15 protein-coding genes are annotated in these 16,476 nt (G+C 68.8%); 4 read left to right on the forward strand and 11 right to left on the reverse strand.

All coding sequences use genetic code 11. The features are described 5' to 3' along the window. Nucleotides 1-63: 63 nt before the first annotated feature. The 4 genes from GOAMR_RS00740 to GOAMR_RS00755 are packed head-to-tail and all read left to right on the forward strand — an operon-like array spanning nt 64 to nt 3,371. Entirely contained in the window at nt 64-1,005 is a 942-nt protein-coding gene (locus GOAMR_RS00740) for an ABC transporter substrate-binding protein (protein ID WP_005181293.1), read from the forward strand. Further along, nucleotides 992-1,906: an amino acid ABC transporter permease gene (locus tag GOAMR_RS00745; protein WP_005181295.1), complete on the forward strand. Its 915-nt coding sequence runs from the start codon at nt 992-994 to the stop codon at nt 1,904-1,906. The genes GOAMR_RS00740 and GOAMR_RS00745 overlap by 14 nt, the downstream gene beginning before the upstream one ends. Further along, complete coding sequence (locus GOAMR_RS00750) at nt 1,903-2,682, forward strand: amino acid ABC transporter ATP-binding protein (RefSeq protein WP_005181296.1); 780 nt, start codon at nt 1,903-1,905, stop codon at nt 2,680-2,682. The genes GOAMR_RS00745 and GOAMR_RS00750 overlap by 4 nt, the downstream gene beginning before the upstream one ends. After that, entirely contained in the window at nt 2,679-3,371 is a 693-nt protein-coding gene (locus GOAMR_RS00755; protein ID WP_005181298.1) for an aspartate/glutamate racemase family protein, read from the forward strand. Before GOAMR_RS00750 ends, GOAMR_RS00755 begins: the two co-directional genes overlap by 4 nt. Here the strand turns inward: GOAMR_RS00755 and aroB are convergent. The 11 genes from aroB to GOAMR_RS00810 form a co-directional block, all read right to left on the reverse strand. Then, nucleotides 3,348-4,463 (reverse strand): 3-dehydroquinate synthase, encoded by a 1,116-nt coding sequence (gene aroB / locus GOAMR_RS00760; protein ID WP_005181299.1) that lies wholly within the window; start codon nt 4,461-4,463, stop codon nt 3,348-3,350. The two genes, GOAMR_RS00755 and aroB, sit on opposite strands and share 24 nt — an antisense overlap. Then, on the reverse strand, nt 4,460-5,014 hold the full coding sequence (locus GOAMR_RS00765; protein WP_005181300.1) for a shikimate kinase: 555 nt from the start codon (nt 5,012-5,014) through the stop codon (nt 4,460-4,462). The genes aroB and GOAMR_RS00765 overlap by 4 nt, the downstream gene beginning before the upstream one ends. Then, on the reverse strand, nt 5,011-6,201 hold the full coding sequence (aroC, locus tag GOAMR_RS00770) for a chorismate synthase (RefSeq protein ID WP_280109972.1): 1,191 nt from the start codon (nt 6,199-6,201) through the stop codon (nt 5,011-5,013). The genes GOAMR_RS00765 and aroC overlap by 4 nt, the downstream gene beginning before the upstream one ends. A gap of 163 nt (nt 6,202-6,364) precedes the next feature. After that, nucleotides 6,365-6,901: a Uma2 family endonuclease gene (locus tag GOAMR_RS00775; RefSeq protein ID WP_005181302.1), complete on the reverse strand. Its 537-nt coding sequence runs from the start codon at nt 6,899-6,901 to the stop codon at nt 6,365-6,367. A gap of 39 nt (nt 6,902-6,940) precedes the next feature. Beyond that, entirely contained in the window at nt 6,941-7,330 is a 390-nt protein-coding gene (locus tag GOAMR_RS00780; RefSeq protein WP_005181303.1) for a prepilin peptidase, read from the reverse strand. 202 nt (nt 7,331-7,532) lie between these two features. Beyond that, on the reverse strand, nt 7,533-8,369 hold the full coding sequence (locus tag GOAMR_RS00785) for a shikimate dehydrogenase (RefSeq protein WP_005181305.1): 837 nt from the start codon (nt 8,367-8,369) through the stop codon (nt 7,533-7,535). Next, a complete protein-coding gene (mltG, locus tag GOAMR_RS23400; protein ID WP_005181306.1) occupies nt 8,363-10,360 on the reverse strand; it encodes an endolytic transglycosylase MltG in 1,998 nt (665 codons plus the stop codon). Before mltG ends, GOAMR_RS00785 begins: the two co-directional genes overlap by 7 nt. 89 nt (nt 10,361-10,449) lie before the next feature. After that, nucleotides 10,450-10,893 (reverse strand): Holliday junction resolvase RuvX, encoded by a 444-nt coding sequence (ruvX, locus tag GOAMR_RS00795; RefSeq protein ID WP_005181307.1) that lies wholly within the window; start codon nt 10,891-10,893, stop codon nt 10,450-10,452. After that, entirely contained in the window at nt 10,890-13,589 is a 2,700-nt protein-coding gene (gene alaS / locus GOAMR_RS00800) for an alanine--tRNA ligase (RefSeq protein ID WP_040513993.1), read from the reverse strand. Before alaS ends, ruvX begins: the two co-directional genes overlap by 4 nt. 154 nt (nt 13,590-13,743) lie before the next feature. Then, the gene (locus GOAMR_RS00805; RefSeq protein ID WP_005181310.1) at nt 13,744-15,174 is read right to left on the reverse strand and encodes a replication-associated recombination protein A; all 1,431 of its coding nucleotides are present in this window, start codon (nt 15,172-15,174) and stop codon (nt 13,744-13,746) included. A 7-nt stretch (nt 15,175-15,181) separates the two neighbouring features. Further along, entirely contained in the window at nt 15,182-16,396 is a 1,215-nt protein-coding gene (locus tag GOAMR_RS00810; protein WP_040513949.1) for a protein kinase family protein, read from the reverse strand. Nucleotides 16,397-16,476 lie beyond the last annotated feature (80 nt).

Consider the following 16,476-nt stretch of genomic DNA (forward strand, 5'->3'; position numbering starts at 1 on the left):
GGTGGAAATAGTCCGCGTGCAGACTTTGGCATACCAAACACCACCGTCCAGGAAGGTACGTCCGTGACATCCCACCCGAGAACCGGCGCCCACAGGGCGCTACGTTACTGCGCCGCACTCGCCGCGGCCGCGGGGCTCCTCGCCGGCTGCTCATCGTCCGAAGAGGACGGCTCCACTCCGGCCGCACCGGCGGTGGTCGACCAGGCCGCCCGCGCATTGCTGCCCAAAGCCATCGCCGACGCGGGCACCGTGAAGATCGGGCTCGGCGCCCAGTTCCCGCCGTTCTCCTATCACCCCGAGTCCGGCAAGGGCTACGCCGGCTACGAACCCGACCTGATGGACGCGATCATGGACCGCCTCGGCCTCAAGCCGGAGTACATCGACGTCAAGTCGGTGGGTGAAGCGGTGCCGACGATCCAGTCGGGCCGTATCTCGGTGGCCGCGCTCGGTATCACTGACAACGCCGAACGTCAGGAACACGTGATCTTCGTCGACAACCTGATCGGCCGTAACGGCGCTGTCTTCCCCGCCGCCGCGGAAGGCAAGTACAAGCAGTTCACCGATATGTGCGGGCTCAAGGTGGCCGCGGTGATCGGCAGCGTATCGGTCACCATCGTCGAGACGGAGAACGCCGAATGCACCACACTCGGCAAGCCGCCGATGACCCTGGTCCAGTTCAAGGACAACGCGGCCACGCTGCTTGCCGTCCGGTCCGGTCGCGCCGATGCGGCCATGCAGACCTACCCCGGCGCCGGATACCAGGTGAAGCAGAATCCAGGCGCGTTCTGGGCCCTGCCGATCAACGACGGCATGAACGCCAGGTTCCCCAACGGCATCGCCGTCGACCGACGCCAACCCGAACTCGCCAAGGCGATTGCCGCGGCCTTGCAAGGCCTGGTCGCCGACGGCACCTACGCCAAGATTCTCACCGACAACGACGTCGACCCCGAATTGAACGGCATCACCGAAGTACACACGGATTGGGCCACCAATGGATTCTCCTGACCAGCATCTGTTCTCCGTCGACGTCCCGCGCTCTACCGCACGTCGGGCACTGCCCTGGGCCGTCCTCGCCGTGGTGGTGGGGTTCGTTGTCTACAAGGCCGCCCGCAATCCGCATTTCGGCTGGTCCGACGTCGGCAGCTATCTGTTCAACGGCAAGATCCTCGAAGGTCTGATGGGCACCCTTGAGCTGACCGTCGTCTCCGCGGTGATCTCGCTGCTCCTCGGCGCGCTGATCGTCGGGATCGGCCGGATGGGCGGTGTCGGCCGGGCCATCGCCGGCACCTACGTCTGGATATTCCGGGCCGTGCCGCTCATGGTGCAACTCGTGCTCTGGTTCAACGTCGCGCTCATCGTGCCGCGGCTGTCGATCCCGCTGCCCGGCGGTGGCCACATCTTCGACGAATCGACCAACAACCTGGTCAGCGCGTTCACCGCGGCGATCCTCGGTCTGGCGCTGCACGAGTCGGCCTATGTCGCGGAGATCCTGCGGGGTGGTCTGCTCGCGGTGCCGGCCGGGCAGTACCGGGCCGCGGCGGCGATGGGTATGACAGCGCCGCAGGCCTATCGCTACGTGATCGGGCCCGAGGTGATCCGGGTGACGGTGCCCGCCCTCACCAACCAGCTGATCGGTCTGCTCAAGGCGACGGCGACGGTCGCGTTCATCGGCGGCGCCGATCTGCTCACCAAGGCCACCCAGATCTACGAGCAGAACTTCAAGACCATCCCGCTGCTGCTGGTGGCGACCATCTGGTACGTGGTCCTGGTCGCGGCCGCAACGCTCGTCCAGCACGCCCTCGAACGCCGGTTCAGCACCGCTCCCGGCACCCCGAAGACCCCCGCCAAGGTCACCGAGACAACCGAACTCGACACGATCCCCGCACTTCAGGAGCAACGGCTATGAGTCATCTGAACGTCACCGGACTCCGGAAGTCCTACGGCGACAACGTCGTTCTGCGCGACATCTCGTTCTCGGTGGAACGCGGGGAATGCGTCGGCATCCTCGGCCCGTCGGGGTCGGGCAAGAGCACTATCCTGCGGTGCCTGAATCGGCTGGAGACCTCCGACGGCGGCTCGATCATGGTGGGCGACACCGCGATCGGCCCGGCCCCCGGTCTCCGGAACCGGCAGCTGCGGGCCGACCTGGTGAACCAGCGCCGCCTGTTCGGGATGGTGTTCCAGCAGTTCGAACTGTTCCCGCGGATGACCGTGCTGCAGAACGTGGTGGTCGGTCAGCGGGTGGTGAAGGGCCGCGCCAAGGACGAGGCCGTCGAACGGGCCCGGCGTGAGCTCGACCGGGTGGGCCTGCTCGACAAGCAGGACGCGATGCCGTCGAGTCTGTCGGGCGGGCAGCAGCAGCGGGTGGCGATCGCCCGCGCGGTCGCGATGGATCCGGAGATCCTGCTGTTCGACGAGCCGACCAGCGCCCTCGACCCCGAACTCGTGGGCGAGGTACTCGCGGTGATGCGTGATATCGCCTCCGGTGACATCACCATGCTGGTGGTGACGCACGAACTCGGTTTCGCCGCCGATGTCTCGGACACGATCCTGTTCATCGACAAGGGCGTGGTGGTGGAGTCGGGGCCGCCCGCCGCGGTCATCGGGAACCCGCAGAACGAACGGACCCGGCGATTCCTGAGCCGCATGGGACACGTCCGGCCGGTCGGCGAATCGGTATGAGCGAGCAGGCCGCAACGGTGCGGCTTGTCGTGCTCAACCCCAACACCTCCGCGACGGTGACGGCCGCCCTCGATCGGCGTGCCCGGAGGTGCGCCCGCCCCGGCACCGAGGTGGTGACGCTCTGCCCGGCCCGCGGCCCGCGTGCCGTCGAATCCTGGGCGGACGCCTACCGGAGTGCGAGCGGGATGCTCGAGCGGATCGCAGAACACCCACAGCGCTTCGATGCGCTGATCATGGCGGGTTTCGGTGACGTGGGTGTCGAGGCGCTCCGCGAGACGGTCGCCGTCCCGGTCGTGGACATCACCCACGCCGGGGCGGCCGCCGCCGCCGCGGTGGGCGGCAACTACGCGATCGTGACGACCGTGGCGGGCATGGTCGACCCGATCCGGGCATCGCTTCGGGCCGGTGGTCTGGCCGGGCGATGCGTCGGTATCGAACCGATCGGGGCGGGCATCGCCGAAAGCGCCGACGACGCGGCGGTGCTCCCCCGGCTCGCCGACGCCTGCAAGCTGCTGGCCGGCGACGGTGCGTCGAGCATCTGCCTGGGATCGGCCGCGTTCAGCCCGTACGCGGACAGTCTGCGCGCGCTGCTCGACGTTCCCGTGATCGATCCGCTGGAGGCCGCGATCGCGCTGGTGGAGGGAACGCTGGGCCGTCCTGCCCGGTCAGAGCAGGACACCACCGCCTGAGGCGGGAGCACCGGCGACGGCCGAGTAGGCTGCGGCGATCAGCGACGGATCGGGGCCTTCGAGGCGGCCGGGTTTGGCCAGACCGTCAAGCACCACGAAACGCAGCACACCCGAGCGGTTCTTCTTGTCCCCTGCCATGCCCTGCAGCAGGTCGGCGAAGGCGTCCGGATCGTAGGTGGTGGGCAGTCCGACGAGTTCGAGGATGCTCTTGTGCCGGTCGGCGGTCGCGTCGTCGAGCCGGCCCGCCAGCCGGGCCAGTTCGGCGGCGAACACCAGGCCGACCGACACGGCCGCGCCGTGACGCCACTTGTAGCGTTCGCGGCGTTCGATGGCATGGCCGAGGGTGTGGCCGTAGTTGAGGATCTCGCGCAGCGAGGACTCCTTGAGGTCGGCCGACACCACATCGGCCTTGACCTGCACGGACCGGCGGATCAGCTCCGGCAACACGTCGCCGGTGGGGTCGAGGGCGGAGTGTGGATCGGCCTCGATGATGTTCAGGATCTCGGGATCGGCGATGAATCCGGTCTTGATGACCTCGGCCAGCCCGGCGACCACCTCGTTACGCGGCACGGTCTCCAACGTGGCGATGTCGATGAGGACCGCGTCAGGTTCGTGGAACGAGCCGACGAGGTTCTTGCCGGCGTCGGTGTTGATGCCGGTCTTGCCGCCGACGGCCGCGTCGACCATCGCCAGCAGCGTGGTGGGGATGTGGATGACGCCGATGCCGCGCATCCAGGTGGCGGCGACGAAGCCGGCGAGGTCGGTGGCCGCACCGCCGCCGAGGCTGATCACCTTGTCGTTGCGTTTGAGACCGATCTGCCCGAACACACCCCAGCAGAACGAGGCGACCTGCAGGTCCTTGCCCGCCTCGGCGTCGGGAATCTCCACCGAATGGGCGTCGAAACCCTTCTCGTTCAGGAACTCCCGGATCTGTTTGGCGGTCTCCACCAGCGTCGGCTGGAACACGATCGCGATGCGGTCGGCACCGGCGGCGGCCTCGGCGACCTCGCCGAGCAGACCGCGGCCGATGACGACGTCGTACGGGGCGCCCGCGTTGACGCGGATCCGGATCGGTTCGGGGGTCTCTGTCACGGGAAGTTCCTCTCGGGAATGAGGTAATCGGCGAGGGCGGCGACCACGGCGTCGGCGACCTGCTCGGCGCTGCCCGCACCGGCGTCGACGGCCACGGTGGCCAGCCCCGCGTAGGTGTCGTGGCGTTCGTTCAGCAGTTCGCGGTAGCGGGTCTCAGGGTCCTCCCCGGCCAGCAACGGACGATCGCTGCCCTGGGCGCGGGCATAGCCTTCGGCGGGATCGATGCTCAGGTACACCACCCGGTGTTCGGCGAGGGCGTCGGCGATGGCCGTGGTCATCACCGCACCACCACCGAGGGAGACCACCCCGCCACGGGTGAGCAGGTCGAGCACCACCCGCCGCTCGATGTCCCGGAATGCCGGGGCGCCGTCCTCGGCGAAGATCTCCGGGATGCTCCGGCCGACGACGCGGACGATCTCCTCGTCGGCGTCGACGAAGTCCACGCCGAGCAGTTCGGCGACGAGTTTGCCCACCGTCGACTTGCCTGCGCCCATGAAACCGATCAGGACGGCGGCCGGGCGGGACTTGATCCTTTTGCGGTTCACCGTCATTGGTGCGGCGGCCTCGCGCTGATCCGCTTGACGTAGGCGTGGAGGTTGTCGGCGGTCTCGGCCGCGGAGTCGCCACCGAACTTGTCGAGGGCGACCTGTGCGAGCACGAGGGCCACCATGGCCTCGGCGACGACACCGGCCGCGGGCACCGCACACACATCGGACCGCTGGTGGATCGCGACGGCCGGTTCGCCGGTGGTCATGTCGACGGTCTGCAGGGCGCGCGGCACCGTCGAGATCGGCTTCATCGCGATGCGGACGCGCACGTCCTCACCGTTGGTCATGCCGCCTTCGAGGCCGCCCGCGCGATTGGTGGAACGCAGCACACCGTCGGGTCCAGGCACCATCTCGTCGTGGGCCTGGCTGCCGCGGCGGCGGGCGGTCTCGAAACCGTCGCCGACCTCGACACCCTTGATAGCCTGGATACCCATCAGCGCAGCGGCCAGCTTCGCGTCGAGCCGGGTCTCGCCGCTGACGTGCGAGCCGAGGCCGATAGGCACGCCGGTGGCGACGATCTCGACGACGCCGCCGAGAGTGTCACCGTCCTTCTTGGCGGCCTCGATCTCGGCGATCATCTTGTCGGCCGACGCGCTGTCGAACGCGCGGACCGGGCTCTCGTCGATGGCCGCCAGGTCGCTGTAGCGGGGCGCGGGCCCCACGTACGGGTCGGATGCGCCGATGGAGATGACGTGGCTGAGCACCTCGATACCGAACACCTGACGCAGGAAGTTGCGGGCGACGGTACCGGCGGCCACCCGGGCCGCGGTCTCGCGGGCGCTGGCGCGTTCGAGCACCGGCCGCGCGTCGTCGAAACCGTACTTGAGCATCCCTGCGAAGTCGGCGTGGCCGGGCCGGGGCCGGGTCAGCGGCGCATTACGGGCGCTGCCGGACAGTTCGTCGGCATCGACCGGGTCGGCGGCCATCACCTGTTCCCACTTGGGCCATTCGCTGTTGCCGATCTCGATGGCGACCGGTCCGCCCTGGGTGCGACCGTGCCTGATGCCGCCGAGCAGCGTCAGCTTGTCGGCCTCGAACTTCATCCGGGCACCACGGCCGTAGCCGAGGCGGCGCCGGGCGAGCTGTTCGGCGATATCGGACGAGGTGACCTCTACTCCGGCGACCATCCCCTCGACGATGGCGACCAGGGCCGGTCCATGAGATTCTCCGGCGGTTATCCAGCGCAACACGGCGTCAATTGTTCCACGAGCCGATGCGGCCCTTCTGCTCAGGCCATGATGGACCGATGGCGATGGGCGATCTGGTCCCCGACGGATCCTCCCGCACATTCGATGAGCCCCTGACAAACTCCCGACGGGGTGACCGGCGTCCCTGTGACCTTCACATCGGCGGTCAGCGTGTCAACAAGCGCAGATCCACCTCAAAGGCGAACGGCACGGTTGTGGTGAACTCGCCGATGTGCTCATGGCCGGTGTATTGGCCGTCGGTCAGGGTGAATTCGGTCAGGCGTGGTCCGTCGAGGTCGACGATCCAGTAGTAGGCGATTCCGGCGTCGGCGTATTCGCTGCGTTTCATCACCCTGTCGATTCGCCGGGTGCCGGGTGAGATCACCTCGACGGCGAGGAGCACATGTGCCGCGTCGAGGTTGTCGGGAGCGGTGGCTGCGCAGACCACCAGGTCGGGGACGCGCACCGTGGCCGGGGTGTGGGCATCGATCACGATGTCGATCTCACCGAGCACCTCGTAGTCCTCGCCGGCAGCGCCCTCCAGCGCGTTCCACAGCCGGTGTACGGCGCGGATGTGTCGTTTGGCAGGCCGGGGCGTCACGATGCGGACACCCTCCTGAAGTTCGGACCGTACGTCGGTCTCCTCTCCGAGGGCACGCCAGTCCCGCAACGACAACAGCGAGGTGGGGTCGGGACCGGACATGAGGTCAGGGTACTCGCGCCGGTCGTGCGGCCGGCGGTGTCAATGGGTCACCCCGAGCAGCAACGCGGTGGCACCGACCAGTGCCGGTCCGTGTGGGAGCGACGACGACCGGGCGACCAGCGCGGCGATCGCCGACAGGATCGCGGCAAGCAGGACGACAAGCATTGCGATCACCCAGTCGGCGGTGAGACCGCCGACGACCAGCGCGAGTTTTACATCACCACCACCGCATTGGCGCAGCAGCCACGCCAGAAGGTACGGCGATGCCGCGATGAGCCCGGCGACGATCACTGCGGGCGAGGCGACACCCATTCCGGCGACCGCGACCACCCCGGGCCACAGGAGGGTGTTGGTGATGCGGCGAGTGCGTGCGTCGCGGACTGCGATAGCCGACAACCACAGTCCGACGGGGATCGTTGCGAGGGTCACACATCTATCGTCGCCGCCCAACCGCCGAATCAACCGGCCGCGATCACATCTGTGGACAACACACATCCCCTGTGACCAACACGCTTGACACCGATCCCCCTATCAAATGACGACAAGATCTTCCGTTCCCGCTCAACGGTTTCCTTCAACGCCACAAACGGATCCGATGAGCATCGAGGGAAACTGTTACGCGGGAACGGGGTCAGGCGGCGGCGAGCGCGGCGGCCATCGCCTCGCGGGGTGCGGGCAGGCCGGTGAACTGTTCGACCTGGCTGTAGGCCTGGTTGAGCAGCATCACCAGTCCCCCGACGACGCGGCCCCCCGACTCGGTGACCGCCGCCGCCAGCGGCGTCGGCCATGGGTTGTAGATGACGTCGACAAGCGCGGCCGATTCCCGCACCGAGTCGATGATCGGCGCGGTGGCCGATGATGGGACCGTCGAGACGACGACGCGTGCCGAACGGCAGGCGTCGGTGAGGTCAGCCGAGTCGGCGAACGGCAGGAAATCGCAGTGCAGGCCCAGGACGCCGGCAAGCGCGGCGACGTCGGCGGCCCGCTGCGGACTGCGCACCACCAGCCGTAGCGAGGTGATACCGGCGTCGGCGAGGGCGCTGACCGTCGGCAGGGCGGTGCCGCCGCCACCCATCACCACCGCCTCGCCACCGGTACGGTCCAGCACACCCAGGTCCCGTAATGCGCCGGCCATGCCGTCGACATCGGTGCAGTCGGCGCGCCAGCCCGCGTCGGTTCGCACGAGTGTGTTGGCCGACCCGATGAGCCGGGCCCGTTCGGTGACCTCGTCGGCGAACTCGAGCGCGGCGATCTTGCCGGGCATCGTCACCGAGAACCCGACGAACTCCGGTCCCGCTCCGCCGACGATCCCGGGAAGTTGCTCGGCGGTGCACTCGATGCGCTCGTACGTCCAGTCGGTCAGCCCCAGCGCCCGGTAGGCAGCCAGGTGCAGGTCGGGTGAGCGGGAATGCGACACGGGCGAACCGAGCACCGCCGCTTTGCGTGCTGTCACCGGCGGCCTCAGCATCCCGTGGACAGCAGGCCGGTGTCACAGGCCTTCTGCCGGTTGCGCTTGTGTTCCTCGTACGTGTTCGCGAACAACGTGGTGCCGTCCGTGTCGATCGACACGAAATACAGCCAGCGGCCTTTCGCTGGATGTTCGGTGGACTCCAAGGCACGTTCCCCGACCGCGCCGATCGGTGTCGGCGGCAGCCCGAAGATCTGGTAGGTATTCCACGGGTTCTCGTCGCTGTAGGCGTCGCCGTGCACGTCGATGTTGGTGACCTCGGCCTTGTAGTTGGACGTCGAGTCCATCTCCAGGCGCTGATCCTTGGCGAGACGGTTGAGAATGACCCGGGCGACCTTCGGGAAGTCCTCGGGATTCTTGGCCTCCCGTTCCACCACCGACGCCGTGACCAGGGTTTCGTACGGGGTCAGGCCCGAGCCGTTGTCGTTCAGCAGACCCCATTTCTCGAAACGGCTCACACTCTGGGAGATCAACTCGGACAGGATCTGCGTCGCCGAATGTTCCGGGTTGATGTACTCCCACGTGCCGGGTGCGATGAGACCCTCGATCCTGCGGAAGTCACCCTTCACATCCGAGGCGGTGACCCACTTGCGGGCCCACTCGGGGACGCCGAGTGACTTGGGGTCGGCGGTGGCCGCGACCTTCTCCAACTGTTTGACCGTGACCCCGCGATGCGCGCCGTTGATGTCGACCTTGGTCGCGTCGGCGATCATTTCAAAGATCCCGGGGGTGGTCTTGCCGTCGATACCCTTCTTGGATTCGAGTTGCAGACCCTCGGGAACGTTCATCAGCCCGACACGGTGAACCCGCGACGTGTCGCTCATCATGTCGACGGCGGTCGACGCCGAGATCTGGGTGCGCAGCTTGTAGAAGCCGCCCTCCATGGTCCGCCCTCCCGCGGCGTTGATGAACGCCTGCGAGCTCTTCACCACATCACGGTCGGCGAGGATGGTCCCGAAGTCGCTGAGCGTGGAGTTCTCGGGGATCTCGACGATCACGTCCGCGAGGCCGGTGGCACCGGTGTAGTCCTCGGCACTCGGGCCGCCGAAGGCGCGCATCGCCGCATAGCCGATCGCGCCGAGCATGGCCACGAACAGGACCAGGACGAACGCGAGGGCGGTCCGTCGCTTGCGCTTGCGTTTGCGGGCGGTATCGGCTGCTGCCGTGTCCCGGTCGTCCGATCGGGCTTTCCGGTTGTCCTTGCCCGCGCGCCCCGCCTTGCCCGAACGCCCCGCTGTGCCCGCGCGCTCGGTTCTGCCGGAGCGGCCTGCTTTGGCCGGAGGTTCTTCCGTACCTGAACGTTCGTCCTGGGCCGGGCGATCGTCCTCGGCGGAACGCGCATCGGACGCCTCACGACCGGTGGTCGTCGGGCGTGTGCTCTCGGCGGGTACTGCGACAGCAGCACGATCGACCTCGCCGCTTGTCTGGGTCCTGGTAGCGGCCACCGGCGATGGCGGGATCTGGCCGGTGTGCGTGTCGACCGGCCCCGGAATGACCTCGATCGGGCCGGTGTCGGAGTTCCCGTCGTACACCGCTTCGCGGCGGAAATACCCGGTCTGCGGAGGGGTCCGTTCGACGTCGTCATACGTCGGCGGGCCCGGCGGCAATCCCCGGGCGGGCCCGGGTGGCCGGCCGGCGGAGGGCCCGTGCGGGGCCGGCGGCACGTACTGCTGAGAGGGCGCCTGCGGCGGCTCGGGCCGCCTCATCGGCGGAGCGGGCTGAGCAGGTGCGGTGGGCGCGGGGGGCGGGGTGTACGAACCCGGGGCCGGCCTGCGGGGTCCCTGCGGGGGCCGCGGTTCGATCCGCTGCGGCATCGCCCGCCCGGTGTCGACCGGAGCCGGACCGTCGGCGTCGTCGCGGCGACGCCGGTGCCTGCTCGGCCGGTCCGGGTTCGGCTGGGTGAAGTACCTCAGCCGGTCGATGTCGTCGTGGGACGGGTCGGAGCCGGGGGCACCCCGACGACGGCTGTGCCGGTAGTGCTCATCATCCACGGGACATCACCACCCCGGCGACGGGACCGGTCACCGTGCAGTCCACCGACGAGGGGGTCACCGAAGCGCACCCCTGAGGGTGCGGCGCATCATCGTCCCGCATCCAGCCACCCTTGCAGAATAGCGACAGCGGCGGCCTGATCAATGACCTGGCGCGACGATTTCGCCGAACGTCCGCTGGCCCGCAGCGCCTGCTGCGCGGTCACCGTGGTGAACCGCTCGTCGAAATACTCCACCGGCACGGGTGCAATCGCGGCGGCGACAGCGGTCCCGAACTCGCGCGCCGCGTCGGCTGCCGCTCCCGCTGTGTTGCGCAGGGTCCGGGGCATCCCGATCACCACTGCGACGACCTCGTATTCGCTGCTCAGCGCGGCGATCCGGTCGACATCCGCGCGGTCGCCGGGTGTCCGGGCCACCGTCTCCACCGGTGTCGCCAGAATCCGGTCCGGGTCGCATACGGCGACCCCGATCCGTACGCTCCCCACGTCGATCCCGAGGACCCGACCCGGCCGACCTCCCCCTCCCGCGGTCACCGCAGAACGAGCTCTCGGATCCGGTCCATCGCCGCATCGGTGCCGGACGCGTCCGTTCCCGACCCCTGCGCGAGGTCCGGCTTGCCGCCGCCGCGCCCGCCGACCAGCGGGGCGATCTGCTTGACCAGGTCACCGGCCTTGATCCCGGCCTCACGGGCGCTGTCGGTGGTGGCGATGACGAACGGCACCTTGCCGCCGGCCGACGAGAACAGCGCGATGACGGCGGGCTTGTCGGCCACCTTCCCGCGCAGGTCGGTGGCAAGTGACCGCAGGTCACCGGCGTCGATACCGTCGGGCAGCCGGCCACCGACCACGAGGGTCGATCCGGAGGTGACGGCGGCGTCGATCAGGCCCGATGCCGCGTTGCGCGCGGCCTCGGCCCGGATCCGTTCGAGTTCCTTTTCCGCATCGCGCAGCCGCGTGACCAGCGCCTCGACGCGGCCGGGCACCTCCTCGGAGGGCACCTTCAGCGACGACGCCAGGCCGGCGAGCAGCGCGCGTTCCTTGGACAGGTAGCGGAACGAGTCCATGCCGACGTACGCCTCGACGCGCCGCACACCCGAACCGACCGACGACTCACCGATCACGGTGATCGGTCCGATCTGCGCCGACGACGACACATGCGTGCCGCCGCACAGTTCCATCGAGAACGGGCCACCGATCTCGACAACCCGGACCTCGTCGCCGTAGTTCTCGCCGAACAGCGCGAGCGCACCCATCGCCTTGGCCTCGGCCAGTCCGGTCTCGAAGGTATTGACCCGGTAGTCGGCCTCGACGGCCGCGTTGCTGATCTCCTCGATCTCGCTGCGCTGGGCCTCGCTGAGCGGACCGCTCGCGTGGAAGTCGAACCGCAGGTAGCCGGGCCGGTTGAGCGAACCGGCCTGGGTGGCGTTGGGGCCGAGCACCTGCCGCAGCGCCGCGTGCACCATGTGGGTGCCCGAGTGGCCCTGGGTGGCGCCGTGTCGCCAGGCCGCGTCCACCGAGGCGAGCACCTCCTCGCCCTCGGTGATCTCGCCCTCGTCGACCCGCACCTTGTGCAGCCACAGCGTCTTGTTGAGCTTCTGCACGTCGGTGACGGTCAGCCGGGCGCCGGCCGACGACGTAATGGTGCCGGTATCGGCGATCTGGCCACCGGATTCGGCGTACAGCGGGCTCCGGTCAAGGACGACGGTCAGTTCCTGACCCGCACCGGCGGCCGGCAGCCGTGCCCCGTCGGCGACCAGGCCGAGCACCCGTGCCTCGGACACCAGCTCACCGAAACCGGTGAACTCGGTGGGCCCGCGGTCGAGCAGGTCGCGGTACACGCTGAGGTCGGTGTGGCCGGTCTTGCGGGCGGTGGCGTCGGCCTTGGCGCGGCTCTTCTGCTCGGCCATCAGGGCGGTGAACCCGTGCTGGTCGACGGTCAGACCGGCCTCGGCCGCCATCTCCAGGGTCAGGTCGATCGGGAAGCCGTAGGTGTCGTGCAGGGTAAACGCGTCGTCGCCACTGATCGTGGAACGCTCGGCGGCCTTGGTGGCGGTGGCGGCGTCGGTGAACAGCTTGGACCCGGCGGCGAGGGTCTTGGAGAACGAGGTCTCCTCGCCCACCGCGGTGGAGACGATCTGCTCGCGCCGCTCCTCGAGTTCGGGGTACGACGGGGCCATCATGTCGATGACCCGGCCGATCAGCGCACCCATCGTCGGTTCCGACGCGGCGCGCGGGGTGACACCGGCGGCCTCGCTCGCCGAGGTCAGCAGCCGCACCGACCGGACGACGCGGCGCAGCAGCCGGCGCAGCACGTAGCCGCGGCCGTCGTTGCCGGGCAGCACGCCGTCGCAGATCAGCAGCGCCGCGGTGCGGGCGTGGTCGGCGATCACCCGGAACCGGACGTCGTCGTCGTGGGCGCCGCGACCGTAACCGCGACCGGTCAGCTCCGAGGCCAGGTCGATGATCGGCTTGAGCAGGTCGGTCTCGTAGACGTTGTCAACACCCTGCAGCAGACAGGCGACGCGCTCGATGCCCATGCCGGTGTCGATGTTCTGCTTGGGCAGCGGGCCGAGGATCTCGTAGTTGTCCTTGCCGCCGCCCTCACCGCGCTCGTTCTGCATGAACACGAGATTCCAGATCTCGATGTAGCGGTCCTCGTCGGCCTCGGGGCCGCCCTCTTTGCCGTACTCGGGGCCGCGGTCGTAGAAGATCTCCGAACACGGACCGCATGGGCCGGGCACGCCCATCGACCAGTAGTTGTCCTTCATGCCGCGCCGCTGGATACGTTCGGCGGGCACGCCGATCTCGTCGCGCCAGATGGCCTCGGCCTCGTCGTCGTCGAGATACACCGTGGGCCACAGCTTCTGCGGGTCGATACCGTAGCCGCCGTCCTCGACCGAGTTGGTGAGCAGTGTCCAGGCGAAGGTGATCGCCTCGCGTTTGAAGTAGTCGCCGAAGCTGAAGTTGCCCGCCATCTGGAAGAAGGTGTTGTGGCGGGTGGTGACGCCGACCTCATCGATATCGAGGGTGCGCACACACTTCTGCACGCTGGTGGCGCGTGAGTAGGGCGGGGTCTGCTGGCCGAGGAAGTACGGCTTGAACGGCACCATGCCCGCGTTGACGAACATCAGGTTGGGATCGTCGAGGATCAGCGATGCGCTGGGTACCTCGGTGTGTCCGGCGCGGATGAAGTGATCCAGGAACCGCTTCCTGATGTCATGCGTCTGCACTGTGGTCTCGTCCTTGCTGAGGTTCTTGATCGTGAGTTCTGGGATCGTGGGGGTTCTGTGATCGTTCGCTGTGCGGGCCGCGGCGCGGCGCCGGGGCTCCCGGCGTGGCGACGACTGCGACACACCAGCCTACATTCCCGGTCGCCGACGACTGTCAGGCCTGAGCGGGCGGGGATCGGCGGCGCCCGCCGCGCCGGATGATGGACCGCAGTTTGCCGAGCCGGGTGAAGATCTCCCGTTCGAATCCGTGCGGGGTGGGCCGGTAGTAGTCGACGCCCACCAGGTCGTCGGGTGCGTACTGCTGCGGCACCACGCCGTCGGGGTCGTCGTGCGGGTAGCGGTAGCCCTTGCCGCTGCCCATCGCCTTGGCGCCGGCGTAGTGGCTGTCGCGCAGGTGCGGTGGCACCGGTCCCGATTTGCCGGCGGCCACGTCGGCCATCGCCTCCCCGATCGCCGCGACCACACCCGGTGATTTCGGGGCGGTTGCCAGGTGGATGGTGGCCTGGGTGAGCGCGAGCTTGGCCTCGGGCATCCCGACCAGCTGGACCACCTGCGCGGCGGCCACCGCCGTCTGCAGGGCCGACGGGTCGGCCATGCCGATGTCCTCGGAGGCGTGCACCATCAGCCTGCGCGCGATGAACCGCGGGTCCTCACCCGCCGAGATCATCCGCGCCAGGTAATGCACCGCCGCGTCGACATCCGATCCACGGATCGACTTGATGAACGCGCTGGTCACGTCGTAGTGCTGGTCACCGTCCCGGTCGTAGCGCACGGCGGCGCGGTCGATCGCGGCCTCCACGTCGGCGACGTCGATGACGAGCGCGACCCGATCCCCCTCATCTACATCCCCCGCAGCAGTGTCCCCGTCCGCTGGGTCGTCGGCGTGGCTGATGACGCTGTCCGCACTGGCCTCCAGCGCCGTGAGGGCACGGCGCGCGTCACCGCCGGCGACGGCCACCAGGTGAGTGCGGGCCTCGTCGGTGAGCCGGACGGCCCCGCCCAGGCCGCGCGGATCGGTTATCGCGCGCTCGATGACCTCGACGATGTCGTCGTCGGACAGTGGCTGCAACCGCAGCACCAGCGACCGCGACAGCAGCGGCGCCACCACCGAGAACGACGGATTCTCCGTGGTCGCGGCCACCAGCAGCACGATCCGGTTCTCCACGGCGTCGAGCAGTGCGTCCTGCTGGGTCTTGGAGAACCGGTGCACCTCATCGATGAACAGCACCGTCTGCTGACCGTCGATGAGGCGCCTGCGGGCCACGTCGATCACCGCGCGGACCTCTTTGACGCCCGCCGACAACGCCGACAACGCCTCGAACCTGCCACCGGTGGCGCGGGAGATAAGCGAGGCCATCGTGGTCTTGCCGGTGCCGGGCGGCCCGTACAGGAGCACGGAGGCCGCACCCGACCCGCTGATCAGCCGCCGCAGCGGCGACGCCTTGCCGAGCAGATGCTGCTGGCCGATGATCTCGTCGAGCGTCTGCGGACGCATCCGCACGGCGAGCGGCGCGGTGGGACGACCGTCGGCACCGGGAACCTCACCCGACGGCGGTGGGGGCGCCGGGTCGAACAGTGAATCCATGGAACGCTCAGGTGAGCCAATCTCGGGTGAGGGCGGCGCCGAGCCGAACCGCCGTCGCCGACAGCACGGCATCGTCGGCGCGGCTCGCGGCGCTCGCCAGGTCGGCCCACCGGGTGACCAGCACCCGCGGGTCGGAGGTGTACAGCGCCAGATCGTGCAGGTGGCCGTTGGCGCGGCTCGATGACGCGCCGGCGACGGTGAGTTCACTTGTCTCGGCGAACCCCGCCTCGACGATGTCGGCGACGGTGGGTTGCAGGCCGTCGAGCGGCAGCATCCACACGGTCGACAGCCATACCCACAGCAGCCGGGCGGCCAGCAGCCTGCGCGCCAGTACCCGCCTGTTGGACAGCGCCGGCCAGATGAGCGAGACCTCGGCGCGCCACGCGTCGACCATCGCCTCTTCCAGCCGCTCGCGGACGGCCGGATCGATGGTTGACAACGCCGAACTGCAGGTGACCTGGGAGTACGCAACGTCGAGGATGGCGTCGCGGAAACCGCCCCACTCGTAGTCCATGAACTGCACGCCGCCACCGTTGATGAGGATGTTCTCGGGCCCGATGTCGGAGGTGCTGAAGGCGCGGTGCTCGCCCTCGGTGAACAGGTCACACGCGTTGGCGAGCATGCCCGTCACCCGCGGCGGCACCGGCACATCGAGCGCCCGCAGCGCCCCGTCGAACAGGGAGAAGGCACGCACCGCCTGTTCCCGCAGGACGTTGACCTCCTCCGCCCGGTTCGAGCCGCGCCGGAGCAGCGCCCGGAAATCACTCTCGCCGCCGAACGTGGCGGCGTGCATCCGTCCCAGGGCCTGCCCCCACGCACTCACCGCGTGGACGGCCTCGGTGACGTCGCGCCCGGTCAGCAGCTCCGACATCGACCGGCCATGGCCGAGGTCGCTGAGGACCAGGACACGTGCGTCGGCATCGGAGGCGATGATCTGGGGGCCCGGCCGCGATTGCGTCGGCAGGGTGGTCGCGTACTTGTAGGCCGCGATCTCGCGATGGAAGGCGTGCGGCTCCTCGTCGACCGGCAACGCCTTGATGACCAACGTCCGCGCCTGGGAGAACGGGTTCTGGGCGACGCGCACCCGGACAACCGTGGTGCGGCCGCGGCCCCCGAGATCCTCGGGATCATCGAGCACAACCGACGAACCTGCGCGCTGAGACAACACGGCCTCGGCTGCGCGCACCACGCTGACAATGCGACCCTCTGTAAGTACCGTCATGGCACTGACCAACCTACCCAATAACGGTGACACACGTCATCGTTGTTCATTCAAATGAACGCCAGTTGTGCTGTGGCACA

Origin of the sequence: Gordonia amarae NBRC 15530 (assembly GCF_000241345.1) — a bacterium.
GTDB classification, from domain to species: domain Bacteria; phylum Actinomycetota; class Actinomycetes; order Mycobacteriales; family Mycobacteriaceae; genus Gordonia; species Gordonia amarae.

Bases quoted from the DNA above. Each gene is read 5' to 3' on its own strand.
- GOAMR_RS00745 (WP_005181295.1), top strand. From the start codon at position 992: ATGGATTCTCCTGACCAGCATCTGTTCTCCGTCGACGTCCCGCGCTCT.
- GOAMR_RS00750 (WP_005181296.1), top strand. From the start codon at position 1,903: ATGAGTCATCTGAACGTCACCGGACTCCGGAAGTCCTACGGCGACAAC.
- GOAMR_RS00755 (WP_005181298.1), top strand. From the start codon at position 2,679: ATGAGCGAGCAGGCCGCAACGGTGCGGCTTGTCGTGCTCAACCCCAAC.
- GOAMR_RS00765 (WP_005181300.1), bottom strand. From the start codon at position 5,014: ATGACGGTGAACCGCAAAAGGATCAAGTCCCGCCCGGCCGCCGTCCTG.
- GOAMR_RS00775 (WP_005181302.1), bottom strand. From the start codon at position 6,901: ATGTCCGGTCCCGACCCCACCTCGCTGTTGTCGTTGCGGGACTGGCGT.
- GOAMR_RS00785 (WP_005181305.1), bottom strand. From the start codon at position 8,369: ATGCTGAGGCCGCCGGTGACAGCACGCAAAGCGGCGGTGCTCGGTTCG.
- GOAMR_RS00805 (WP_005181310.1), bottom strand. From the start codon at position 15,174: ATGGATTCACTGTTCGACCCGGCGCCCCCACCGCCGTCGGGTGAGGTT.
- GOAMR_RS00810 (WP_040513949.1), bottom strand. From the start codon at position 16,396: ATGACGGTACTTACAGAGGGTCGCATTGTCAGCGTGGTGCGCGCAGCC.